We start from the raw sequence: 21,688 nt of genomic DNA, 5'->3' as shown, positions 1-21,688 counted from the left end.
GCGCTACACGCTAAACAACAGGAACTCGCGCTCCCAGGAACTGATGACCTGCTTGTAGTTCTCGTGCTCGACCCGTTTGACGGCCACAAAGCCCTTGGTAAAGCGCTCGCCGAGGTACTTTTTGGCCATGTCCGACTGTTCCATGCATTCCAGCGCAGCCTCCAGAGTCAGTGGTAGGCGCAGGTTACGGCGCTCATAACCACGGCCAACGACTGCAGCGCTCGGCTCAATGCCCTCGACCATCCCGGCGTAACCGCAGAGCAGGCTGGCGGCCAGGGCCAGGTAGGGGTTGGCATCGGCACCGGCCAGACGGTTTTCAACGCGACGGTTTTGCGGGTCCGAGTCAGGGACGCGCAGGCCCACGGTGCGGTTTTCTTCGCCCCACTCGACGTTGACCGGGGCCGAGGTGTCGGGAAGGAAACGGCGGAACGAGTTCACGTTTGGGGCGAACAGCGGCAGGGTTTCGGGGATGTACTTTTGCAGGCCGCCAATGTGGTGCATAAACAGCTCGCTCATGCTGCCATCGGGGTTGGAGAACACCGACTTGCCTGTCTCAAGATCCACCACGCTCTGATGTACATGCATCGCGCTGCCGGGCTCGCCGGTCATGGGCTTGGCCATGAACGTTGCGTTCACGTCATGCTTGAGCGCTGCCTCACGCATGGTGCGCTTGAAAATAATGATCTGGTCAGCCAGGGACAGCGCCGCGCCATGACGGAAGTTGATCTCCATCTGCGCCGTGCCTTCTTCGTGAATCAGGGTATCCAGATCCAGCCCCTGAGCTTCGCTCCAGTCGTACATGTCTTCAAACAACGGGTCGAATTCGTTGGTGGCCTCGATTGAATACGACTGGCGTCCGGTTTCCTGGCGGCCGGAGCGACCCACTGGCGGCTTAAGCGGGTAGTCCGGGTCGGGGCTGCGCTGGGTCAGGTAGAACTCCATTTCGGGGGCAACAATGGGCTTCCATCCGCGCGCCGTGTACAGGCTCAACACCTTCTTCAGCAAGTTGCGTGGCGACAGTTCAATCGCATTGCCCCGTTTGTCATAGGTGTCGTGAATGACCTGTGCCGTGGGCTCTGTTGCCCAGGGCACGATAAACACGGCGTCCTGATCGGGACGGCAGTGCATGTCGATATCCGCTGCGTCCAGCAGTTCGTAGTAGATATCGTCTTCTACGTAATCGCCGGTCACTGTCTGCAACAAGACACTCTCCGGCAGGCGCATGCCTTGCTCGTTGAGGAACTTGTTGGTGGGAGAGATTTTGCCCCGGGCGATGCCGCTCAGATCAGAGATCAGGCACTCGACTTCAGTGATTTTGTTTTCTTTAAGCCAGTGACTCAGTCGATCCAGATTGCCTTTCATAACGCCTCTTGCAGGGAAATGCCTGAGCGCCCCCTGGCTGCTCAGTTCCGTGTCGCGAGGTGATAGTGCAATCGTGGGACGGCAGGCTTCTATCCGATTTGCGTTTTAATTAATGCCCTGTTTTGGTGCGCTAGCGGGGGCGCAACAGGGTGCTGCTGGGCAGTTCGCCGAACAGTGTGCGGTAGGTTTCCGAGAACCGGCCCAGGTGCCAGAACGACCAGCGCATGGCGATTTCTGCCACGGTGGTTTGGGCGGGACAAAGGCGCAGCAAGTCGCGGCGGGCAAAATTCAGTCGGCGCAAACGTTGCCACTGGCTGGGCGAGACGCCGGTAAAGGACGTGAAACTGTGTTGCAACTGACGCACGGATACCCCGGCGGCATTGGCCAGTTGCAGCACGTTGAAGTGTTCCTGGGGGGCGGTCATGACCAGGTCGAATACGCGCTGGATCAGGCGTCGGTCATGGGCCAGGTGTTTTTGCTGGCTGTGATCGAGGGTCTGGCGCGGGCAGTCGAGGATATACAGGCAATCGTCGACCAGTTGCTGGGCCAGGCTTTCGTCGGGCAGGGGCGAATCATCGACGGCCAGTTGCTGCAAGGTGCTGCTTAACCAGCGACCAAAAATGCGGCTTTGCTGGGACACCAGCGGCGTGAGGAACAGGCCATCGAGGTTGCTCAGGTTTTCCAGTTGCCTGAGGTAGCGGGGGCCGATGACGACCGAGACTTCCTTGTAGTTTTCCGGGGTGATCCAGGTGTTCTGGGTTTCTTCGTTGAGCAGATAGAGCGAGCCGTTTTGCGTGTCAAAACTGAACACCAGCGAGGCAGCGGGTGCATGAAAATGCTGCTCGATGCGGGTGTTCATCTGCTCCTCAAACACCTCGATGCCGTTGAGTTGCAGGTGCACCACCTTGCCCTGGAAATACCCCGCCGACATTTGTTGGTAGTGTTCCTGCCAGCCTGCAATCACCAGTTGCTGATCCACGTCCGCCGTGTTGTGGGATTGAATCTGCATGGCTTGCTTCCTCGTGTTCCTGCTTGGGCAGGTATTGTCAGCAGACCCTATCAGCGGAAAAAAGGCCGCGCAAGACACGGATGGAGCAGGTCTCAGTGCTTAGGCATGTTGTCGTACAACTGCTTGAGCTATGATGGCAGTTCATTCGCCAGCAGAAGTAAAGGCACTTGATGGACAATCCGAACGTCCAACCCCGAGCTCGCCAAAAGCATCGCAGCCTGGCCGAGGATCTGGTTACTGAGCTTTCCCGGCGGATCCGAGAGGGTGAGTTGGCACGTGCTGCAAAACTGCCGACCGAGTCGCAGGTCATGCAGGAGCACGGTGTCAGCCGTACGGTGGTGCGCGAGGCTATTTCCCGATTGCAGGCCAGCGGGCTTGTAGAAACCCGGCATGGCATTGGCACCTTTGTGCGGGACATCCCGAGCGCCAGCGGTTTTTATATCGACCCTGACAGCATTGTGACGCTGCATGACGTGCTGGCTGTGCTTGAGTTGCGCATCAGCCTGGAAGTAGAGGCTGCAGGCCTGGCGTGCTCGCGGCGAACGGATCAACAGCTGCAACTGATGCGCGACTCGCTGGATGCCCTGAATTCACCGGCAGTCAGTGTCGATTACGCCGTGTCTGCGGACTTCCAGTTTCACCAGCAGATCGCGTTGGCCACGGGTAATCGTTACTTCACCGACATCATGTTGCACCTCGGGCTCAGCATCATCCCGCGCACCCGGCTGCATTCAACGCGCCATACCAGTGATGCGGGCCCTTATCTGGAGCGGTTGAGCCGCGAGCATGAGGACATTTACAAGGCCATTGCCCGGCGCGACTCCGATGCAGCCCGTGCGGCGATGCGTTTGCACCTCTCCAACAGCCGTGAGCGGATGCGCAAGGCGTATGAGTCAAGCCTGAAGGGATGAGTGCTGGCGCTTCACTCGCCGAAAGGCCCGGCAACCGCAAAGGCCCCGCCCTGATACAGCCGGTTTGGGTCATCAGCCGCCAGTTCGGGCTGTTGTTCGAACTGTGGGCGAAACGGTTCTGAAGTGTCCTGCGGCGCAAAGCCCAGGTGCGAGGCATGGCGGTTGCTCCACCACACATCCCTGTTATCGGAAACACCGTAGACCACACTATGGCCGACGTCGTGTGCCAGCAAGGCGCGCTCTACCAAGTGTTCAAGGTCGGAGTAGCTCAGCCAGGTCGACAGCATTCGGGTATTGCGGGGTGCGGTAAACGAAGAACCAATACGCAGGCTCACCGTCTCGATGCCATACCGGTGCAAGTAGAAGGTTGCCATGTCTTCGCCGTAAGACTTGGACAGCGCGTAATAGCCATCGGGACGACGTTGGGAGTGGGCATCCAGCGGCGTGTCCTGGGGATAGAAACCTGTCACGTGGTTGGAGCTGGCAAAGACGATCCGCTTGATCCCGTGGATGCGCGCAGCCTCATAAATGTGAAAGGTGCCGCGAATATTGGCCTCGAGAATTTCTTCAAAGGGGCGCTCAACTGAAATCCCGCCCAAATGAACGATGGTGTCCACATCCTTGGCAAGTGCCGTAATGGCGGCTTTGTCGACCAGGTTGCAGGTGATGACTTCCTCATGTTCACCCTGACTGGGCGCCATCGGGCTGATATCCGAGATTCGAACGATGGTGGCGTGAGCCTGCAGGGTTTCTCTGAGTATCTGGCCCAGGCCACCGGCGGCGCCGGTGAGCAGAATGCGGTTGAAGGGTTTGTTAGAAGAGAGCGGTGTTGTCATGGTCAGGTCGTCCTTTGATGGGGATTCAGGTCCGGGTGGCACAGGCCTGCCTGGCGCACGATGCGCGTACGCCAGGCAGCACGCGCATTACATGAAGTTGTACTGGACGCCAAGACGCCAGCGGGCCTGACGGTCGTCGGAGGTTGAGTTGACCTTGACGTCGCCGATCTCCATGAACGGAGCCCACTGCTTGTTGATCTTGTACTTCACGATCAGGTTCTGCTCGTAATCGCTCTTCTTGTTGTCGTAGCGGATGTAGTTGGTTTTGAAATAGATGGCCTGGTATTCAAAAGCCCACTTACCGGCCGGGGTGTAGCCCACCCAACCTTCGATACGGTGAGTGTCCTGGTCATCCTTGATGTGATCGGGCAGGTCGCTGTTGACCTGGTCACGGTCGAGTTTCTTCATGTCCATGCGATAGCGGGTCGCGACGTAGAAGGTGTCGTTGATTTTGTAGGTGTACTTGAGGCCGAACTTGTAAGAGGTCGAGTCCTTCGAACTGTCCATCTGAAACGCCGGTGTCAACGTCGATTGCGGGCTCAACTTGTGGTTGTAGCTGACGGTGAACTCATGGCCGTTGTTGACCATGTTGTCGTAGGCGACGTCTTTGCGATCGCCGGCCGTGCGGTATTTCATTTCTGCTTCAAAGCCCAGACCACTGTCCAAGCGGTAGCCCAGCTTGATTCTGTCGGCGTGGGCGCTGTCTTCCTCAGTCATCTGGTGCCGGTAATTGATGCTGGCGGAATCGGCACTGACGTAGAAGGGCAGGCACAGGGTCGCGACAGTAACGAGCGTACGTAGAGGGTTGTTCATACGGCCTTCTTTTATTGTTTTTTTTGGGGTTCGTTTGAAACGGCTGCTACCAATCAGTTGTTACGGGCGGATCAAATGTTGCGCGCCGATATACGTTATCGTACGACATGTAACGAGTCTATGGGTTATAGGTGCTTTGGTAACATCTTGTTACATATGTTGATGTTTTACTCAGCCGTGGTGATGGATGAGTTATCTCGATGTTGTCCTTTAAGCCCCAGTAAATTGGGGCTTTGATGCGATTTTCAGGAGCGGTGTGCATTTTTAAAGGATGTTTATCAGTGTCTTTTCAATAGTTGTACGATGACTTATGATCATGTCGACAGGCGATTGCTCTGATACACACCCAATAAAAAGGCGAACCACGTCCATGAGAATTACCGCAGTCAACGTCCAGGTTTTTTCCTATCCCACTCGCCGCGCAGTAGACAGCGCCGGCCATGCCCATCCCGGTGATGTCGCCCAGGCACAAATGGCGCTGCTGCGGATCCAGACCGAAGACGGCAACGAGGGGTATGCCTTCGGAGCTCCCGAATTGATCAGGCCGTATGTGCTCGATGGCTTTGTGCGCAAAGTGCTGGTGGGGCAAAACGCATTTGATCGCGAAAAGATCTGGCATGAGCTGGCGCACTGGCAACGTGGCAGCGCCAGCCAGTTGACCGACCGCGCACTGGCACTGGTCGAGCAGGCGTTGTGGGATTGGGCAGGCCGCAAGCTGGGCGTGCCGGTGCACAAACTCATTGGTGGTTTCCGCGACAAGGTGCCTGCGTATGGGTCAACCATGTGCGGTGATGAATTACCGGGTGGTCTGGCGACGCCAGAAGATTATGGCCGGTTTGCCCAGACGCTGGTCGAGCGAGGCTATAAGGCGATCAAGCTGCATACCTGGATGCCGCCGGTGTCCTTCGCCCCGAGCCCGCGCATGGATGTCAAAGCCTGCGCCGCCGTGCGCGAGGCAGTGGGGCCGGACATCGCCCTGATGCTCGATGGTTATCACTGGTACAGCCGCACTGACGCGCTGTACATCGGTCGCGAATTGGAAAAACTCAATTTTGCCTGGTTTGAAGAGCCCATGATGGAAGACTCCGCCGAGTCCTATGCCTGGTTGGCGGGGCAGCTGGATATTCCGGTGCTGGGCCCGGAAAGCCTGGGTGGCAAGCACCTGAGTCGTGCCAGTTGGGTCAAGAACGACGTGTGCGATATTTTGCGCGCAGGCGTTGCCGGGGTCGGTGGAATTGCGCCGTGCCTGAAGGTCGCGCACATGGCGGAGTCGTTCGGCATGGATTGCGAGATCCACGGCAACGGTGCCGCCAACCTGGCGGTGGTCGGGGCCATCAAGAACTGCACCTGGTATGAGCGCGGCTTGCTGCACCCGTACCTGGATTACGACGAAGTACCCGCGTATCTCAAGCGCCTGGTCGACCCGATGGACAGTGACGGGTTTGTTCATCTGTCCGATTTGCCAGGGCTGGGTGAAGAAATCGATTTCGATTTCATCGAGACCAACACGCTCAAAAGCTTCTGATGTGTACCCGGCTAACCCGGTAAAAACCGGGTTGTCCGAGCGCCCTATAACTATAAGAAAGGCACTCTCACCATGAGCATTTCCCCTTTGCTTTGGGCGCGGGTATTGGCGATGGCCCTGGCGGTCACTGCAGTACCTGTGACGTATGCCAAGACTCCGGCCGACCAGCTGATTGTCGGCATGAGCATGATCAACCTGTTATCCCTGGATCCGGCGGCAGCCACTGGCCTGGATGTGTCGGAGATCAATGCCAATCTGTACGACATGCTGCTGGTGCAGGATGTGGCACAGCCCGATCGTCTGTTGCCCGCGCTGGCTGAACGCTGGCAGGTCAGTGATGACCGCAAGACCCTGACCTTTAACCTGCGCTCCGATGTGAAGTTCCAGTCAGGCAATCCTTTGAGCGCCGACGATGTTGTCTGGTCGTTGCAACGGGTACTCAAACTCAACCTGGCTCTGGCTTCGACCTGGAAGGCTTACGGATTCAGTGCCGACAATGTTGACCGCCTGATCCGCGCCACTGACCCCAACACCGTTGTGATTGAACTGGCCCGGCCCACCGACCCGATGCTGGTGCTCAATACGCTGGCGACGTCCCCCAGTGCCTTTATCCTGGACCGTAAAAAAGTCCTGGAGCACGAAAAGAACAATGATTTGGGTGCCGCCTGGCTGGTGACCCATGCGGCTGGCAGCGGGGCATTCGTGCTGAACGACTGGCGCGCCAATGACGTGATTCTGATGACCCGTTTCGATGGCTATTGGGGTGGCCCGGCCAAGCTCAAGCGTATCGTCATGCGCAACATGACGGAGTCGCAGTCCTTGCGGCTGATGATCGAGCGCGGTGATCTGGATATCGCCAAAGGCATGTCTGCCCCGGATATCCAGGCCCTGCAAAAAAATCCCGATATACGTACCCAAAGCCTGCAGCGCGGCACCCTTTACTACGTGGCCTTGAGCGTGAAGCAGCCGATGTTTGCCGATGCCCGGGTTCGCCAGGCCGTGCGTTCGCTGATCGATTATCAGGGCATCAACCAGACCGTGATGCCGCACTACGGCGTGATCAATCAGCGGCCTTTGCCCTTGGGGCTACCCGCACGGCTGCCCGATCCGGGCTACCAGTTGAACGTCGATCAAGCCAAAAAGCTCCTGGCCGAAGCGGGCTATCCCAACGGTTTCAAGACTTCTATCCGGGTGCTGACCGAGCCGCCGTTTATCAACATCGCCTCCAGCCTTCAATCGACTCTGGCCCAGGCCGGGATCGAGGCCAGCATCATCACCGGCACCGGCAACCAAGTTTACGGCGCCATGCGCGACAGGTCCTTTGACATCATCGTCGGCCGTGGCGGCGGCGGTGCTGAACGCCATCCCCATTCCAGCCTGCGCACCCTGGTCTATAACCCCGACAACCGCGATGAAGCCAAGCTCAGCAACTTCCAGGGCTGGCGCACATCGTTCTACAGCCCGGAACTGAACACCCTGATCGAAAGCGCCGAAGTGGAGCCCGATGCCGCCAAGCAACTGGCCCAGTACCGCGAGATTCAGGAGCAACTCGACCAGCAGGTCGGGGCCATCCTGCCTGTCTCGCAGATGACTGACACGGTGCTGGTATACGGCGATGTGGTTGATTTCCAGGGCCATACGGCGGCGACCACGCGCTACAAAGACGTCTACAAAAATCGCTGAAAGTGGCGCGGGTAAACGCCCGCGTCCTTGGTGCACCGGTGCCCGATAGATCAGGAGTTCACTATGTTTGTTTCGACAGCCTCTGTGTTGGGAGCGCGTACTTCCAACGCCGCCCGGCGGGTCAGCACGGTCCTGGTGACCTTGCTCGGCCTGCTGGCTCTGACGTTCGTGATTGGCCGGGTCATGCCGCTGGACCCGGTCCTGGCGGTGGTCGGGCCGGACGCGGACAGTTCCACCTATGACCAGGTCTACCGGGCAATGGGCCTGGACAAGCCGATCTGGACCCAGTTCGGCCTGTACCTCAATGACCTGCTGCACGGCAATTTCGGTAACGCGCTGTTAACCGGTCATCCGGTGCTTGAAGACATTCTGCGGGTCTTCCCGGCAACCATCGAACTGGCAACGCTGGCGATCCTGTTCGGGGTGCTCATCGGGTTGCCGTTGGGGGTCTGCGCTGCCAGTAACCAGGGGCGCATGGGTGACCATATTGCCCGGGTCATCACACTGTTCGGTTACTCCACGCCGATCTTCTGGCTGGGCATGATGGGCCTTCTGGTGTTCTACGCCTGGCTTGGATGGGCGGGTGGGGCAGGACGCATCGACCTGGCCTACGACGGCATGGTGCCCGAAGTGACCGGGTTGCTGCTCATCGACACCAGCCTGGCCCGGGACTGGGATGCGTTTGCCAGCGCCATGCGCCACATCCTGTTGCCTGCACTGATTCTGGGCCTCAACTCGGTGGCCTACATCAGTCGCATGACACGCAGCTTCATGCTCGAACAACTCTCCCAGGAATACATCATTACGGCGCGGGTCAAGGGTCTGTCCCGGCGCCAGGTGGTCTGGGGGCATGCCTTTCGCAACATCCTGGTGCAACTGCTGACGGTCGTGGCCCTGGCTTACGGGTCGCTGCTCGAAGGCGCGGTATTGATCGAGATGGTATTTGCCTGGCCCGGTTTCGGCCAGTACCTGACCAGCAGCCTGATGCTCGGCGACATGAATGCCGTGATGGGATGCGTACTGGTAATCGGCTTGATCTTCGTCGCGCTCAACCTGATCAGTGATGCCTTGTACAAGGTGTTTGATCCGCGCACCCGCTAGTCCGACTGCAGCACCTTAATAACTATAAGAAGAAGGATTTTTGAATGAAGACTGCATTTTCGACAGTGCATATGAGTCTGCTGGCAGCTGTTCTGGCGTTGGGCGCGACGGGCGCGGTCAATGCCAAGACCCCGGCCGACCAGCTGATTGTCGGCATGAGCATGGTTAATTTGTTCTCCATAGACCCGGCCAATGCGCCCGGTCTTGACGCCTCGGGCGTCAATGCCAACCTCTACGACACCCTGATCAAGCGTGACCAGGGCAACCCCGAGCGTCACGTGCCGCAGTTGGCCGAGCGCTGGGAGGTCAGTGAAGACGGCAAGCAGGTGACCTTTCATTTGCGCCAGGACGTGAAGTTCCACTCCGGCAATTCGCTGACCGCCGAAGACGTGGCCTGGTCGCTGTACCGGGTGATGAAACTCAACTTTGGCCTGGCCACGACCTGGAAGGCTTACGGCTACAACGTCGACAATATTCAGTCGCTGATCCGCGCCACAGATGACCACACCCTGGTCATTGACCTGCCGCAGGTCATGGATCCACTGCTGTTGGTGGACTCCCTGGCGATCTCGCCCAGTGCCGTGGTGGTGGACCGCGTGACGGCCCTGGCCCATGAAAAGAACGGTGATCTTGGCGCAGGCTGGCTGGTGACCAACGAAGCGGGCAGCGGTCCTTTCGTGCTGACCAAGTGGAGCGCCAATGACTCGCTGTTATTGACCCGCTTTGATGGCTACTGGGGTGGCGCGGCCAAGCTCAAGCGTGTGGTGGTGCGGCACATGACCGAGTCCCAGTCCCTGCGCCTGATGCTTGAGCGTGGGGATCTGGACCTGGCCTACGGCATGGCGGCGCCGGACATTCGCGCCATCGACGGTTCACCGAAGCTTCAGGTGCAATCGTTACCCCGGGGCACCATGTACTACGTGGCCATGAGCATGAAGCAGCCCGAGTTTGCCAAACCCAAGGTCCGTGAAGCGGTGCGCAACCTCATCGACTACAAGGGCCTGGATGAGCAGGTGATGCCCTACTACGGCAAGCTCAACCAGCAACCGATGCAATTGAGCCTGGAAGCACGCTTGCCGGATCCTGGGTATCACATGGACGTGGCGGAGGCGAAAAAACTGCTGGCCGAAGCCGGTTACCCGCAGGGTTTCACCACCACCATCCGCACCTTGTCCGAGCCACCCTTTATTGACATCGCTGCGCGCCTGCAATCAACCCTGGCCGAAGGCGGGATCAAGGCCAGCATCGTCACCGGTACGGGTAACCAGGTGTATGGCGCGATGCGTGCGCGCAACTTCGACATCATCGTCGCCCGTGGCGCCGAACGTTACCCGCATCCGTACTTCAGCTTGCGCACCTTCGTCTACAACCCCGACAACAGCGATGACGCAGGCTTGCCAAATTTCCAGGGCTGGCGTGCTTCGTTTTCTAGCCCGCAGATCAATAGCCTGATCGACAAGGCCGGGGTGGAGCGTGACGCCAGCCAGCGGGTGAGCCTGTACCACCAGGCGCAGAACCTCTACGACCAGGAAGTGGGCCCGATCATGATGATTTCGCAAATGACCGACACCGTCGTGAGCGCTTCCGATATCAAGGGGTTTACGGGTGATGACGCCGAGGCCACCCGTTATCTGGGGGTCTACAAGGAACGCTGAGTGTTCACCCGCGAAGTGCTGCCGGACGCGCCTGCGGGCGTATCCGGTGAACCTGATTTCAATCCGAGAACATGCCGATGATTCCCACCATGTCTTCTACCGATTCCAGCCTCAAACAGCCGTTGCACCATGCTCCGGCATCCAGTTTCGATGCCCTGTGCAAGAACGGTCTGCGGGTGCTGCGCCATCTGCTGCGCAACCCCATGACATTGGCCGGGCTGCTGGTCGCCCTGTTGCTGATTGTGGTGGCGACGTTCGCACCCTGGATTGCCACCCATGACCCCGTCGCGCAGAACCTGGCCGACGCCCTGCAGCCGCCGGGTGCCGCCCACTGGTTCGGCACCGATGAATACGGCCGCGATGTGTTCAGTCGGCTGGTCTACGGTTCGCGCATCACCCTGTACATCATCACCCTGGTGACGGTGATCGTCGGGCCCATCGGCCTGTTTATCGGCACCGTCTCCGGTTATTTCGGCGGCATCGTCGACACGGTGTTCATGCGCCTGACCGATATTTTCATCTCCTTTCCAAGCCTGGTACTGGCGCTGGCCTTTATCGCAGCACTGGGCCCTGGCCTGGAGCATGCGGTGGTCGCTATTGCACTGACGTCCTGGCCGCCTATCGCACGACTGGCTCGGGCCGAAACCCTGTCCCTGCGCAAGGCCGACTTTGTGGTCGCCGTCGAGCTGCAAGGCGCCTCGCCTGCGCGGATCATCCTGCGTCACATCGTGCCGATGTGCCTGTCGTCGGTGATCATCCGCCTGACCATGAACATGGCCGGGATCATCCTCACTGCCGCCGCCCTGGGCTTCCTTGGGCTTGGGGCCCAGGCACCGTCGCCGGAGTGGGGCGCGATGATCTCCACGGGTCGGCGCTACATGCTCGAGTGCTGGTGGCTGGTCGCAGTTCCAGGGGCCGCGATCATGCTGGTCAGCCTGGCATTCAACCTGTTGGGCGATGGCCTGCGGGACATTCTCGATCCGCGTAGCGAGTAACTGGAGGCCCTATGTCTGCGAATACCGTGTCCACCCATAAACTGGTCGTCGAAGGGCTCAATGTGCGCTTCGTCAACGGCCAGAAAGAAACCCATGCCGTGCGCGATGTGTCCTTCACCCTGGGTCGGGAAAAGCTGGCCATTGTCGGCGAGTCCGGTTCGGGCAAGTCGACGGTCGGGCGCAGCCTGCTCAAGTTGCACCCGAGCAGCACCCGGATCACCGCCAACACCCTGCAATTTTGCGAAGTCGACCTGCTCAGTGCCAGTGAAAAGGCCATGCAGAAGATTCGCGGGCAGCGCATTTCCATGGTCATGCAAGACCCCAAGTACTCGTTGAACCCGGTGGTCAAAGTCGGCGACCAGATCGCCGAAGCCTACCTGGCCCATCACAAGGCCAGCCGCAGCGAGGCCCGGGAACGGGTCATGGAAATGCTCGAAAAAGTGCATATTCGTGATCCAAAAAGGGTCTACGGCCTGTACCCCCACGAAGTGTCCGGGGGCATGGGGCAACGCATCATGATCGCGATGATGGTCATCACGCGGCCGGAAGTGATCATCGCCGACGAGCCGACTTCTGCCCTTGATGTTTCCGTTCGCCAGCAGGTACTCAGCGTGCTCGAGGAGCTGGTCGAGGAGCAGGAGATGGGGCTGATCTTTGTCAGCCACGACCTGAATCTGGTGCGCAACTACTGCGACCGTGTGCTGGTGATGTATGCCGGGCGGGTGGTGGAGTCTCTTGCTGCCTGCGACCTGCAAAATGCCCAGCACCCCTATACCCGTGGCCTGCTGGCTGCGCTGCCCAGCATGGATAATCGCCGTGTGCGCCTGCCGGTGCTGCAGCGTGACCCGCTTTGGCTGACCCACTGAGGAAACCCGTCATGTCCATGATTCAAGCCCGTTCGCTGAACCTGAGCTTTGGTGCAGGCGCGGCTCATAACCACGTGTTGCAGGATGTCAATCTGAGTGTCGCCGATGGCGAATCCTTTGGTCTGGTGGGGGAGTCCGGCTCCGGCAAGACCACGGTCCTGCGCTGCCTGGCCGGACAGTACCGGCACTGGAGTGGCGAGCTGAGCATTGCTGGCGTGCCGTTGCAGCACAAACTGTCCAAGGAGCATTTTCGCAAGGTGCAGATGGTCTTCCAGGACCCCTACGGCTCCCTGCATCCGCGCCACACCATCGACACCGCCCTGCGCGAACCGCTGATCATTCACGGGGTTGGGGACAAGGATGACCGGATCAATGAAATCCTGCTCAAGGTCGGTCTGAATGACAGTTTCCGTTATCGCTATCCCCATCAACTGTCCGGTGGTCAGCGTCAGCGGGTGGCCATTGCCCGGGCCCTGATTCTGGAGCCACGGGTGCTGCTGCTGGATGAACCTACCTCGGCCCTGGATGTTTCGGTGCAGGCCGAGATTCTCAATCTGCTCACGGACCTGCGTGAACGGGAAAAACTCACGTACTTGATGGTGACCCACGACCTGGGGGTGGTGACGCACCTGTGTGATCGGGTGGCCGTGATGCAGCAGGGCAAAATCGTTGAACTGCTGGACAGCAAGGCCCTGAGTCAGGACTCGGCGGTCCACGCCTATACCCAAATGCTGGTGCAGGCCAGTCGCGATTTCAGTCAGGCATCGGCTTAAACGGCTCTGGCGTGACGATTCACAACAATAAGGAAGACAACATGTTGGATCAAAACACGACGACTGCTTTACCCCGGCGGGTGCTGACTCGGTCGGCGGTGGCCACCCTGGCGCTGGGGTTCAGCCTGCCGCTGTGGGCCGCGTTGCAGGCGCCAGTGAAGGTGCAAGTGCCGACCCTGGCCTTTGATGATCAGGAGATCATTCTGGTCTGGGAAAAACCGGCAGACCATGCTGCGGTCAAGGATTATCGGGTTTACACCAATGGCGTGCTGCTGGGCAGCAGCAACGCCAACAACGACCGGGTGTCGCCCGCCAAGCCTTACATCAACCGCTTCTACGAGCAGGACAAGGCCAACTTTCACCATCGCATCGGCATCCACAGCTACACCGCACAGGGCCTCAAGCCGGACACCCCGTACCGTTTTACCGTGCGTTCGGTAGGGGCTGATGGCCAGGAATCGGTCGACAGCCCGGCCGTGGAGCAACGCACCACCCCTGTGCCTGCGGTCTTTGACGTCATGCAGTACGGCGCCAAGGGCGACGGCAGCAGCCTCGATACGCAGGCCATCCAGAGCGCCATCGACGCCTGTACCGTCGGCTGCAAAGTGCTGCTGCCCAAGGGCATCTACAAAAGCGGGGCGCTTTACCTCAAGAGCAACATGACCCTGCAAATGGCTGAAGGTGCCACGTTGCTGGGCTCAGAGCGGGCCGAAGACTATCCGCTGGCGGGTTATATCCAGTATCCGTATTCCACCACCGTGCGGCCGGCATCCTTGATTAACGCGTTGCCCAGAGATCCGAAGCAGCACCAGCGCTTCGAAAATATTCGTATCGTCGGCCCGGGCACCATCGACGGCAATGGCTGGAAGCGCCAGGCCGATGTGCTGGACGAGACGGGTCAGGCGCTGCCGTTCTACCTGCCCAGCGATAACACCCGCTACATGCTGGACGGCGTTTTGGCCAAGGCCCAGGTGGAGCAAGCCGTTGCCCGCGGCATGAACGTCAAGGATGCGTATGGGCAGATGCGTTCCTCATTGATCACCTTGCGTGACGTGAAGAATGTGTTTTATGGCGGCTTCACCGTGCTCAATCCGGCCTACCACGGAATCATGAACCTGGAGACCGAAAACGTGGTGCTGGCCAACACCACGCACAAGACCTACGACGCCAACAATGGCGATGGCATCGAGTTTGCGAACAGCAAGGGCGCCATGGTGTTCAACAACTTTTTCGACACCGGTGATGACTGCGTCAACTTCGCCGCGGGCACCGGGGCCGATGCGGTGCATCAGAAGCCCCAGGAAGATGCCTGGATCTTCAACAACTTCTTCCGCAAGGGCCACGGCATGGTTGTGGCCGGCAGCCATACAGGCGCCTGGATTCAAAACATCCTTGCAGAAGACAACGTCTCGGACGGCACCGATGCGGGGCTGCGCATGAAGAGCACCAACTTCATGGATGGCGGTGCGCGCAACGTCACCTTCCGCGATTCTGCGATTCGCAACACGGTCAAACAGGCGTTTATTTTCACCCTCGACTACAACGACCCGAACGCCAAACTCGACTACCGGCGCTCCACGGTGCCGGGGCAGTTCCGTGATATTCGCGTCTCCGACGTGAGTGTCGAGAACGCCCGGGGAGCGTCAATTGAGGTCAAGGGCGACAGTAAAAACAGCGCTTATCACGAAGGGTTGGTTTTCGAGCGGGTGCGTTTCAGCGGCCCGGCCAAAGCGCGGATTGACGGCTTGAAAGACTCGCAGTTCGCAGAGGTGGTGTTTACCGATACGGGCGGGACCAACCCCTGGCAAGTGAGCGACAGCCAGGGGTTGAGCTTCAAGGGTGTGGAACCCGGGCCGTTGTAGCGTTGGGGTAGTGTGATCCTGGCAAGGGTTGTCGACGGTGCTGGCACACGCGACAATCCTTGTTTAACTCAAACAAGAGACTCCCATGAGTAATCACGACCTGACGTTTGTTCCCGATCCTGATGCTGACTCCATCTCATCGGATGTTGCCGGTTTCGGCGGCATCCTGATGTCCACCCAGATCCCGACCCGTGCTGACGGCAGCCTTGAGCTGGGCGGGATTGTCGAGCAGAGCGAATGCACCCTGCAGGCGCTCAAGGTAGCGCTGGAGAAGGCGGGCAGCTCGATGGACCGGGTGTTGCACCTGACTATCTACCTGACCGACATGGCTGATCGTGCGGCGTTTAACGAAGTGTACAAACGATTCTTTGCCAAGCCGTGGCCGGTGCGTGCCGCGGTGGGCGTGGCCTCGTTGGCGGTTGAAGGGATGCGGGTAGAAGTGACGGCGATGGCTGCGAAGGGCTGATACACGGCCTATTGATTTCGCATTTGCAGCGATAAAGCGGTTTCGACTTTCGGGCGACAATCACGGCCCGTAGCAGCTGACGAGCCGTGCGAGGCTGCGACCGGCTGCGCAGCAGTCGTAAAGTCAGCTTCCACGGTTAGTCAGGCATACCGCGTGTACCGGATTTGCGACCGCTTCGCGATCGAACGTAGCCTCGTTCTACTCGTCAACGACTACAGCGGGGTAAACGTGAATCTGTAGCCGCTGACGAGCCGTGCGAGGCTGCGATCCCCGACGCAGCCGTCGTAAAGTCAGCACGGATTTACAACCGCTGACGAGACTCTCCTGTTAACGACCCGACAACGGCGGCGTACGCGGCGGGATCACTCGTTTGGAGCCCGTAGCCTCAAACGCCGATGCAAAACGCAGTAACGCCGAATCGTCATACGCACGGCCCGCAAAGGTCAGCCCCACCGGCATGCCGATATCCGCCATCACGCCCATTGGCACCGTAACCGTAGGCACGCCCAAATGCCGAATCGCCAGGTTGCCGTTGGCCACCCACACGCCATTGCTCCAGGCGATGTCCGCCGAGGCCGGATTGACATCCGCATCCGCCGGACCCACGTCGGCCACAGTCGGGAACAGCACGGCATCGAGCCTCAACCGGTCCATCCAGTCTTCCAGGTCGATTCGACGCGTCTGCTCAAGGCCGCGCAGGCCGTCCGGGACGGTGCTGATCTGGTCCCACGGGGTAATCCCGCGCTCGGCCATGCGCACGTATTCGTCCATGCCCGCCGCCAGTTCGTCTTCGCGATTGGGCAGGGTGCCCGGGTCGTGAGGGAATATCTGCGGGCCATCGACATCGGCCAAACGGTTCAGTTTTGGATCGCCGTTGGCCCGCAGGAAGTCGTCAAACGCCCAGGCCGACAGCTCCCACAGTTCATCATGCAAAAACGCTTTGGACACCAGCCCACGGGTAAACACCGTCGGGGCACCAGGGCGGTCGCCTTCGCAGTTGGATACCAGCGGGAAGTCGACTTCGATCACTTCGCCGCCCTGGGCTTCGATGGCTTTGCGCGCGGCTTGCCACAGGTCAATCACCGAGGCGCGGGTGATGATGCGCTGCCCCGTAGGGCCGCCGATACCCGGTGCTTCACTGGTACCCGCCTCTGGGTCGGCATTGATGTACATGCGCGGCACACCAAAGCGTTTGCCCGCCAGGGCGGCGCCATTGGCATTGAGCTCGGCATAAGAAGCCGGACGCACCGAAGCGACACTCGGGATGGGCACCCAGGGTTGCAGGCGCCACAAATCGCCACGGGTGTCCGGGTCTTCAGCCACCACCACATCGAGCACTTCCAGAAGGTCGGCCATGGTTCGGGTAAACGGCACCACCACGTCCATGGTCGGCGTCAGCGGCCAGTTGCCGCGCACCGAGATCACACCCCGTGACGGGGTGTAGGCGCACAAACCATTGTTGGAAGCCGGGCCGCGTCCGCTCGACCAGGTTTCTTCCGCCAGGCCGAATGCCGAGAAGCTGGCCGCCGTGGCCGTGCCTGCGCCGTTGGACGAACCGGAAGCGAAGGGGGCCGTGAGGTAGTCGGCGTTGTACGGGCTTTCGGCACGGCCATAAACGCCGCGCTGCATCCCGCCGTTGGCCATGGGCGGCATGTTGGTCTTGCCCAGACAGATGGCACCGGCGGCGCGCAGCCGCTCGATGGTGAACGCATCGCGATACGCCACCAGGTCCTTGAAGGCCGGGCTGCCTGACGCTGCGGTCAGGCCCTTGACCAGATAACTGTCCTTGGCGGTATAGGGGATGCCATCCAGCGGGCCAAGGGTCTGGCCCTTGGCTCGGCGGGCATCGGATGCCTGAGCCTCGATCAGCACTTGCGGGTTGCGCACCACCACCGCATTGAGCGCGGTAGGGGTGTCCGGGGTGTCGTAGGCGTCGATCCGTGCGAGATAGGCCTGCACCAGCTCGACCGCCGTGGTTTGGCCGGATTCTAGCGCGGCGCGCAGTTGGGCTATGGAAACCTCGGTGACTTCAATCATGCGCTTACCGCTGGTTGCTGATGGGGGTGGCAGAGCTTATCTAAAGTCCTGCCTGCTCAGCCAGCCCATGTCGCAATTGTTGTCGTAAATCGTCACCACAGCTTCCAGGTGTAATCGATATTGACCCGCAGTTCGTTGTCATCCCGATGGCTGGCCTGTGCCGTGAAATCGTTGCGGTACCAGGCGTTGCGCAACCGCAGGGAGAGGTCCTTGAGCGGTCCGCTCTGCAGCACGTATGACACCTCGATGTCCTTTTCGCTCTCGCTCAGGTTCGAGCCGCCGAATCTGGCCAGCTCGATATTGTCGCCGCTCACGTAGCGCAGCATACCGTTGAGGCCTGGCGCACCCATTGCGGCGAAATTGTAGTCATAGCGCACCTGCCAACTGCGCTCCTTGGGGTTGAGGAACTCCGAGCTCAGGGTGCCTTCGGTGATCACCAGCGGTTCGGTACCAAACAGATACGGCATGCCGGTCTTGCCGGTCAGTTGCATGTAGCCGGCGCCGATTTTATGGGCGCCCAGGCTGTAGGTCAGCATCAGCGCCGCATTGCGGTTGTCCACCGTTCCGGCTTTGGCTGCGCCGTCTTCGCCAGTGACAAAAAGGCGGAAATCGCTTTTCAGGCTGCCGGGGCCCATCGGCCGATTATCGACAAGGCCGTAAAAATCCTTGCGGTACAGTTGCGCCAGTTCAGCGTGGTAGTACTTGAGGGTCAGGTGCGGTGACCAGGCGTAGTCACCGCCGATAAACATGAAGCGGTTTGACTCGACCGCGCCATTGAAGCGGCCATTGGGCGAGCCGACCGACATTTTCTGGTAGTCGGTCGAGTCGCGCAGGTTGATGCGGTCCAGCCAGCCGACATGCAGCGTCAGTTGGTCAATGTCCTGAGACTTCAGATACGCGCCGCGAAACGTTTGCGGCAGCAGGCGGGTAGGGCTGGCGAATGCGATCGGCAAAAAGGTGCTGATGGTGCCCAGTTGCAGCTCGCTTTTGGAGGCGCGGGCCTTGGCTGTCAGCCCCAGCTCCGAGTACTCATCGGCAGGTTCGCGGGTGGTGGCGTTGTAAGGCAACAGGCCGGTGCCGGTGCGTGCGCGTGAGGAGTCCAGGCGCACGCCGAGCAAACCTTGGGCGTCCAGGCCAAACCCGACCGGACCTTCGGTGTAGCCCGAGCGCAGGTTGAGGATAAACCCCTGTGCCCATTCCCGGGCAGCGGCCTGGGGTGTTGCATTGACGTAGTTGCGATCGAAGTAATAGTTGCGCATCACCAGGTCTGCGTGGCTGTCATCGATAAAGCCGCTGGCCAGGGCAGGGCCAATGGATAAAACGCAGGTGCAGGCGCTGAGCGCCCGAAGAACAGTCTTGAGCATGGCGGTTTCACTTTTATTGTTATTGGGGGTGGAGCACTGCGCGCCTTTCGACGCGCAGGTTGTCAGTCCGGCGCTGCTGCGTTGCGCCGCACCGACAGGTAAAACATGGCCACGGCCGCGATCACGATGCCCGGCGCCGACGCCAGCATCACCCCGGCGGTACCGGTACCCAGCGCGAGCATCTTGCCGGCTACCAATGGGCCGCTCATGGCACCGAGACGACCAATGGCCACCGCGCTGCCCACGCCCGTGGCGCGTATCGAAGGGCGATAGAAATGGGGCGCCAGGGCGTAGAGCACGCATTGGCCACCGGTGGCAAAGAAACCGGCGATAAAGCCTGCGGCCAGCATGCCCGGCAGATGACTGGCCAACCCGAGGGCGCTCAGGGACACGAGGATGCCCAGATAGATCAGTACAGACAGTGCCCAGGCGGGCAGGCGGTCCATCACCCAACCCAGAAACAGGGTGCCGATGGCTGCGCCAATTTGCAGGGCGAGCATCACCCAGCTGGCTTGACGCCCGGTGAAACCCTGGCCGATCACCAGGCTGGGCAGCCAGTTGATCAGGATGTAAACCACCATCAGGGTGAAGAAATAACTGACCCAGATCAGCGCAGTCGGCAGTGCCGCGCCATCGCGAAACAAGCCCTGAACCACACCGACAGGCATCTCGCCCTGAGCGTTGCGAAACTGCTGCGACTCGGGAAGGTAGAGCCCCAGCAGCGGCACGATCAACAGCGGCACCACGCCGCCGACGTAGAACACCACCTGCCAGCCACCGGTCAGGTCGGCGATGCCGATAATGGCGGCCAGCGCAGCGCCCAAAGGCACGCCGCAATACATCAGGCTTACCGCCGTACCGCGCAAGCGCGGGCCAGCCACTTCGCTGGTGAGGGCGATCAGGTTGGGCAGGGCGGCGCCAAGGCCAACACCGGTCAGGCAACGTGCGACCAGCAGGCTGTTAAAGTCCCAGGCCAATGCGGTGGCAAGTGAAAACACCCCGAACAGCACCACCGAGGCCATCAGCACGCGTTTGCGACCAATGCGGTCAGCCAGCCATCCACCCGCGAACGCACCGGGCAACAGGCCGAAAATGCCGGCGCTGAACACCCAGCTCATGTGTAATTTATCCAATTCGAACGCGGCAGCCATGCCTTGAGCAGCGATCCCTGCGGCCTGTAGATCGAGGCCTTCCATGAGGGCAACGAGAAAACACAGGCCGATGGTGCGGGCCATTTGCAGATTGAGTGAAGTCATGGGCTGTACCCGTTTTATTGTTGTTATGGATGAAGCAGCGATAACCCCTGTTTCTGTGGGAGCGGGCTTGCTCGCGACTGGATCAATGCGGTTCGTCAGGTAAACCGCGTTATCTGCATCGCGAGCACGCCCGCTCCCACAAGGGGGGTAAGGAAGGCCTTAGCGTTTGAGCAGGTCCAGCGCCACGTCGACGATCATGTCTTCTTGACCGCCCACCATCCGCCGTTTGCCCAGCTCGACCAGGATGTCCAGGGTCTTGAGCCCGTACTTGGCCGCAGCGATTTCGGCGTGGCGCAAGAAGCTCGAATACACGCCGGCATAACCCAGCGCCAAGGTCTCGCGGTCGACCCGCACCGGGCGATCCTGCAACGGTCGAACAATGTCATCCGCCGCATCCATCAGCGTGTAAAGGTCCGTACCGTGGTTCCAGCCCAGGCGCTCGGCGGCGGCGATAAACACTTCCAGCGGGGCATTACCGGCCCCGGCCCCCATGCCCGCGAGGCTGCCGTCGATCCGGTCGCAGCCTTCTTCAACCGCTGTAATCGAGTTGGCCACGCCCAGCGACAGGTTGTGATGAGCATGCATGCCGGTTTCGGTTTCAGGCTTGAGCACGGCCTTGAACGCGCGGAAGCGATCGCGAATGTCCTGCATATTCATCGCCCCGCCCGAGTCGGCCATGTACACGCAGGTCGCGCCGTAGCTCTCCATCAGCTTGGCCTGGGCCGCCAGCTGCTCGGCCGGGATCATGTGGCTCATCATCAGAAAGCCCACGGTGTCCATGCCCAGTTCGCGGGCATATTCGATGTGCTGCTTCGATACGTCGGCTTCGGTGCAATGGGTGGCAATGCGCACCACCCGGGCCCCGGCGTTGTACGCGGCCTTGAGGTCGTGAACCGTACCGATGCCGGGTAGCAGCAGGGTGGTGATTTTTGCGTGGCTGATCACGTCCGCCGCCGCTTCGATCCACTCCAGATCGGTATGGGAGGCAAAACCGTAGTTAAAGCTCGAACCTTGCAGACCGTCGCCGTGGGCCACTTCGATGGCGTCGACGCGGGCCTTGTCCAGCGCGCGGGCGATGTCTTGCACGTTCTGCAACGAATACTGGTGGCGTACCGCGTGGCTGCCGTCGCGCAGGGTGACGTCGCTGATGTAGATCTTTTTACCGTTCATGGTT

18 protein-coding genes are annotated in these 21,688 nt (G+C 60.1%); 10 read left to right on the top strand and 8 right to left on the bottom strand.

Annotated elements, in window-relative coordinates; translation table 11 throughout:
- Positions 1-3: 3 nt before the first annotated feature.
- Positions 4-1,362, bottom strand: a complete 1,359-nt coding sequence (locus RGV06_RS05285; protein ID WP_322149522.1) for a glutamine synthetase family protein — start codon at positions 1,360-1,362, stop codon at positions 4-6.
- Between the two features lie 130 nt (positions 1,363-1,492).
- A complete protein-coding gene (locus RGV06_RS05280; protein WP_019829282.1) occupies positions 1,493-2,371 on the bottom strand; it encodes a helix-turn-helix domain-containing protein in 879 nt (292 codons plus the stop codon).
- Positions 2,372-2,541: 170 nt separating this feature from the next.
- Here RGV06_RS05280 and RGV06_RS05275 point away from each other — a divergent pair, with 170 nt between their 5' ends.
- Positions 2,542-3,282 (top strand): FadR/GntR family transcriptional regulator, encoded by a 741-nt coding sequence (locus RGV06_RS05275; RefSeq protein ID WP_019829283.1) that lies wholly within the window; start codon positions 2,542-2,544, stop codon positions 3,280-3,282.
- Between the two features lie 11 nt (positions 3,283-3,293).
- Here RGV06_RS05275 and RGV06_RS05270 read toward each other — a convergent pair whose 3' ends face one another.
- On the bottom strand, positions 3,294-4,118 hold the full coding sequence (locus tag RGV06_RS05270; protein WP_019829284.1) for an NAD-dependent epimerase/dehydratase family protein: 825 nt from the start codon (positions 4,116-4,118) through the stop codon (positions 3,294-3,296).
- Positions 4,119-4,205: 87 nt separating this feature from the next.
- On the bottom strand, positions 4,206-4,931 hold the full coding sequence (locus RGV06_RS05265) for an oligogalacturonate-specific porin KdgM family protein (RefSeq protein WP_019829285.1): 726 nt from the start codon (positions 4,929-4,931) through the stop codon (positions 4,206-4,208).
- A gap of 370 nt (positions 4,932-5,301) precedes the next feature.
- Between RGV06_RS05265 and RGV06_RS05260 the strand changes: the two genes are divergently transcribed.
- The 9 genes from RGV06_RS05260 to RGV06_RS05220 all read left to right on the top strand — a co-directional run bounded on the left by RGV06_RS05260 (position 5,302) and on the right by RGV06_RS05220 (position 15,857).
- Positions 5,302-6,456 carry a mandelate racemase family protein gene (locus tag RGV06_RS05260; protein WP_019829286.1) on the top strand — a complete coding sequence of 385 codons (1,155 nt, stop codon included), beginning with the start codon at positions 5,302-5,304 and terminating at the stop codon, positions 6,454-6,456.
- A 72-nt stretch (positions 6,457-6,528) separates the two neighbouring features.
- The gene (locus tag RGV06_RS05255) at positions 6,529-8,139 is read left to right on the top strand and encodes an ABC transporter substrate-binding protein (RefSeq protein ID WP_019829287.1); all 1,611 of its coding nucleotides are present in this window, start codon (positions 6,529-6,531) and stop codon (positions 8,137-8,139) included.
- A 63-nt stretch (positions 8,140-8,202) separates the two neighbouring features.
- Positions 8,203-9,240: an ABC transporter permease gene (locus RGV06_RS05250; protein WP_019829288.1), complete on the top strand. Its 1,038-nt coding sequence runs from the start codon at positions 8,203-8,205 to the stop codon at positions 9,238-9,240.
- A 44-nt stretch (positions 9,241-9,284) separates the two neighbouring features.
- Complete coding sequence (locus RGV06_RS05245; protein WP_322149521.1) at positions 9,285-10,895, top strand: ABC transporter substrate-binding protein; 1,611 nt, start codon at positions 9,285-9,287, stop codon at positions 10,893-10,895.
- 77 nt (positions 10,896-10,972) lie between these two features.
- Positions 10,973-11,890 (top strand): ABC transporter permease, encoded by a 918-nt coding sequence (locus RGV06_RS05240; RefSeq protein ID WP_019829296.1) that lies wholly within the window; start codon positions 10,973-10,975, stop codon positions 11,888-11,890.
- A gap of 26 nt (positions 11,891-11,916) precedes the next feature.
- Positions 11,917-12,756, top strand: a complete 840-nt coding sequence (locus tag RGV06_RS05235; protein WP_046808990.1) for an ABC transporter ATP-binding protein — start codon at positions 11,917-11,919, stop codon at positions 12,754-12,756.
- Positions 12,757-12,767: 11 nt separating this feature from the next.
- The gene (locus RGV06_RS05230; RefSeq protein ID WP_019829298.1) at positions 12,768-13,529 is read left to right on the top strand and encodes an ABC transporter ATP-binding protein; all 762 of its coding nucleotides are present in this window, start codon (positions 12,768-12,770) and stop codon (positions 13,527-13,529) included.
- Positions 13,530-13,570: 41 nt separating this feature from the next.
- A complete protein-coding gene (locus RGV06_RS05225; protein WP_322149520.1) occupies positions 13,571-15,391 on the top strand; it encodes a glycoside hydrolase family 28 protein in 1,821 nt (606 codons plus the stop codon).
- 85 nt (positions 15,392-15,476) lie between these two features.
- Positions 15,477-15,857, top strand: coding sequence for a RidA family protein (locus RGV06_RS05220; RefSeq protein WP_019829300.1), 381 nt, complete (start codon positions 15,477-15,479; stop codon positions 15,855-15,857).
- Positions 15,858-16,184: 327 nt separating this feature from the next.
- Here RGV06_RS05220 and RGV06_RS05215 read toward each other — a convergent pair whose 3' ends face one another.
- The 4 genes from RGV06_RS05215 to dmpG all read right to left on the bottom strand — a co-directional run bounded on the left by RGV06_RS05215 (position 16,185) and on the right by dmpG (position 21,684).
- Positions 16,185-17,894 (bottom strand): amidase, encoded by a 1,710-nt coding sequence (locus tag RGV06_RS05215; protein ID WP_322149519.1) that lies wholly within the window; start codon positions 17,892-17,894, stop codon positions 16,185-16,187.
- Between the two features lie 92 nt (positions 17,895-17,986).
- Positions 17,987-19,258: an OprD family porin gene (locus RGV06_RS05210; protein ID WP_322149518.1), complete on the bottom strand. Its 1,272-nt coding sequence runs from the start codon at positions 19,256-19,258 to the stop codon at positions 17,987-17,989.
- A 62-nt stretch (positions 19,259-19,320) separates the two neighbouring features.
- On the bottom strand, positions 19,321-20,514 hold the full coding sequence (gene mhpT, locus RGV06_RS05205) for a 3-(3-hydroxy-phenyl)propionate transporter MhpT (RefSeq protein WP_198822128.1): 1,194 nt from the start codon (positions 20,512-20,514) through the stop codon (positions 19,321-19,323).
- A gap of 159 nt (positions 20,515-20,673) precedes the next feature.
- Positions 20,674-21,684, bottom strand: a complete 1,011-nt coding sequence (dmpG, locus tag RGV06_RS05200) for a 4-hydroxy-2-oxovalerate aldolase (protein WP_019829304.1) — start codon at positions 21,682-21,684, stop codon at positions 20,674-20,676.
- Between the last annotated feature and the right edge of the window lie 4 nt (positions 21,685-21,688).

This window comes from Pseudomonas sp. CCI3.1 (genome assembly GCF_034313985.1).
In the GTDB taxonomy this organism is placed as follows: domain Bacteria; phylum Pseudomonadota; class Gammaproteobacteria; order Pseudomonadales; family Pseudomonadaceae; genus Aquipseudomonas; species Aquipseudomonas psychrophila.
Note: the sequence above shows the minus strand (reverse complement) of the source record. Positions and strands in the feature narration are given on the sequence as shown.

Excerpts from the sequence above, each read along its gene's own strand:
- RGV06_RS05285 (WP_322149522.1), bottom strand. The coding sequence starts at position 1,362 with ATGAAAGGCAATCTGGATCGACTGAGTCACTGGCTTAAAGAAAACAAA.
- RGV06_RS05280 (WP_019829282.1), bottom strand. The coding sequence starts at position 2,371 with ATGCAGATTCAATCCCACAACACGGCGGACGTGGATCAGCAACTGGTG.
- RGV06_RS05275 (WP_019829283.1), top strand. The coding sequence starts at position 2,542 with ATGGACAATCCGAACGTCCAACCCCGAGCTCGCCAAAAGCATCGCAGC.
- RGV06_RS05270 (WP_019829284.1), bottom strand. The coding sequence starts at position 4,118 with ATGACAACACCGCTCTCTTCTAACAAACCCTTCAACCGCATTCTGCTC.
- RGV06_RS05265 (WP_019829285.1), bottom strand. The coding sequence starts at position 4,931 with ATGAACAACCCTCTACGTACGCTCGTTACTGTCGCGACCCTGTGCCTG.
- RGV06_RS05260 (WP_019829286.1), top strand. The coding sequence starts at position 5,302 with ATGAGAATTACCGCAGTCAACGTCCAGGTTTTTTCCTATCCCACTCGC.
- RGV06_RS05255 (WP_019829287.1), top strand. The coding sequence starts at position 6,529 with ATGAGCATTTCCCCTTTGCTTTGGGCGCGGGTATTGGCGATGGCCCTG.
- RGV06_RS05250 (WP_019829288.1), top strand. The coding sequence starts at position 8,203 with ATGTTTGTTTCGACAGCCTCTGTGTTGGGAGCGCGTACTTCCAACGCC.
- RGV06_RS05245 (WP_322149521.1), top strand. The coding sequence starts at position 9,285 with ATGAAGACTGCATTTTCGACAGTGCATATGAGTCTGCTGGCAGCTGTT.
- RGV06_RS05240 (WP_019829296.1), top strand. The coding sequence starts at position 10,973 with ATGATTCCCACCATGTCTTCTACCGATTCCAGCCTCAAACAGCCGTTG.
- RGV06_RS05230 (WP_019829298.1), top strand. The coding sequence starts at position 12,768 with ATGTCCATGATTCAAGCCCGTTCGCTGAACCTGAGCTTTGGTGCAGGC.
- RGV06_RS05225 (WP_322149520.1), top strand. The coding sequence starts at position 13,571 with ATGTTGGATCAAAACACGACGACTGCTTTACCCCGGCGGGTGCTGACT.
- RGV06_RS05220 (WP_019829300.1), top strand. The coding sequence starts at position 15,477 with ATGAGTAATCACGACCTGACGTTTGTTCCCGATCCTGATGCTGACTCC.
- RGV06_RS05215 (WP_322149519.1), bottom strand. The coding sequence starts at position 17,894 with ATGATTGAAGTCACCGAGGTTTCCATAGCCCAACTGCGCGCCGCGCTA.
- RGV06_RS05210 (WP_322149518.1), bottom strand. The coding sequence starts at position 19,258 with ATGCTCAAGACTGTTCTTCGGGCGCTCAGCGCCTGCACCTGCGTTTTA.
- mhpT (WP_198822128.1), bottom strand. The coding sequence starts at position 20,514 with ATGACTTCACTCAATCTGCAAATGGCCCGCACCATCGGCCTGTGTTTT.
- dmpG (WP_019829304.1), bottom strand. The coding sequence starts at position 21,684 with ATGAACGGTAAAAAGATCTACATCAGCGACGTCACCCTGCGCGACGGC.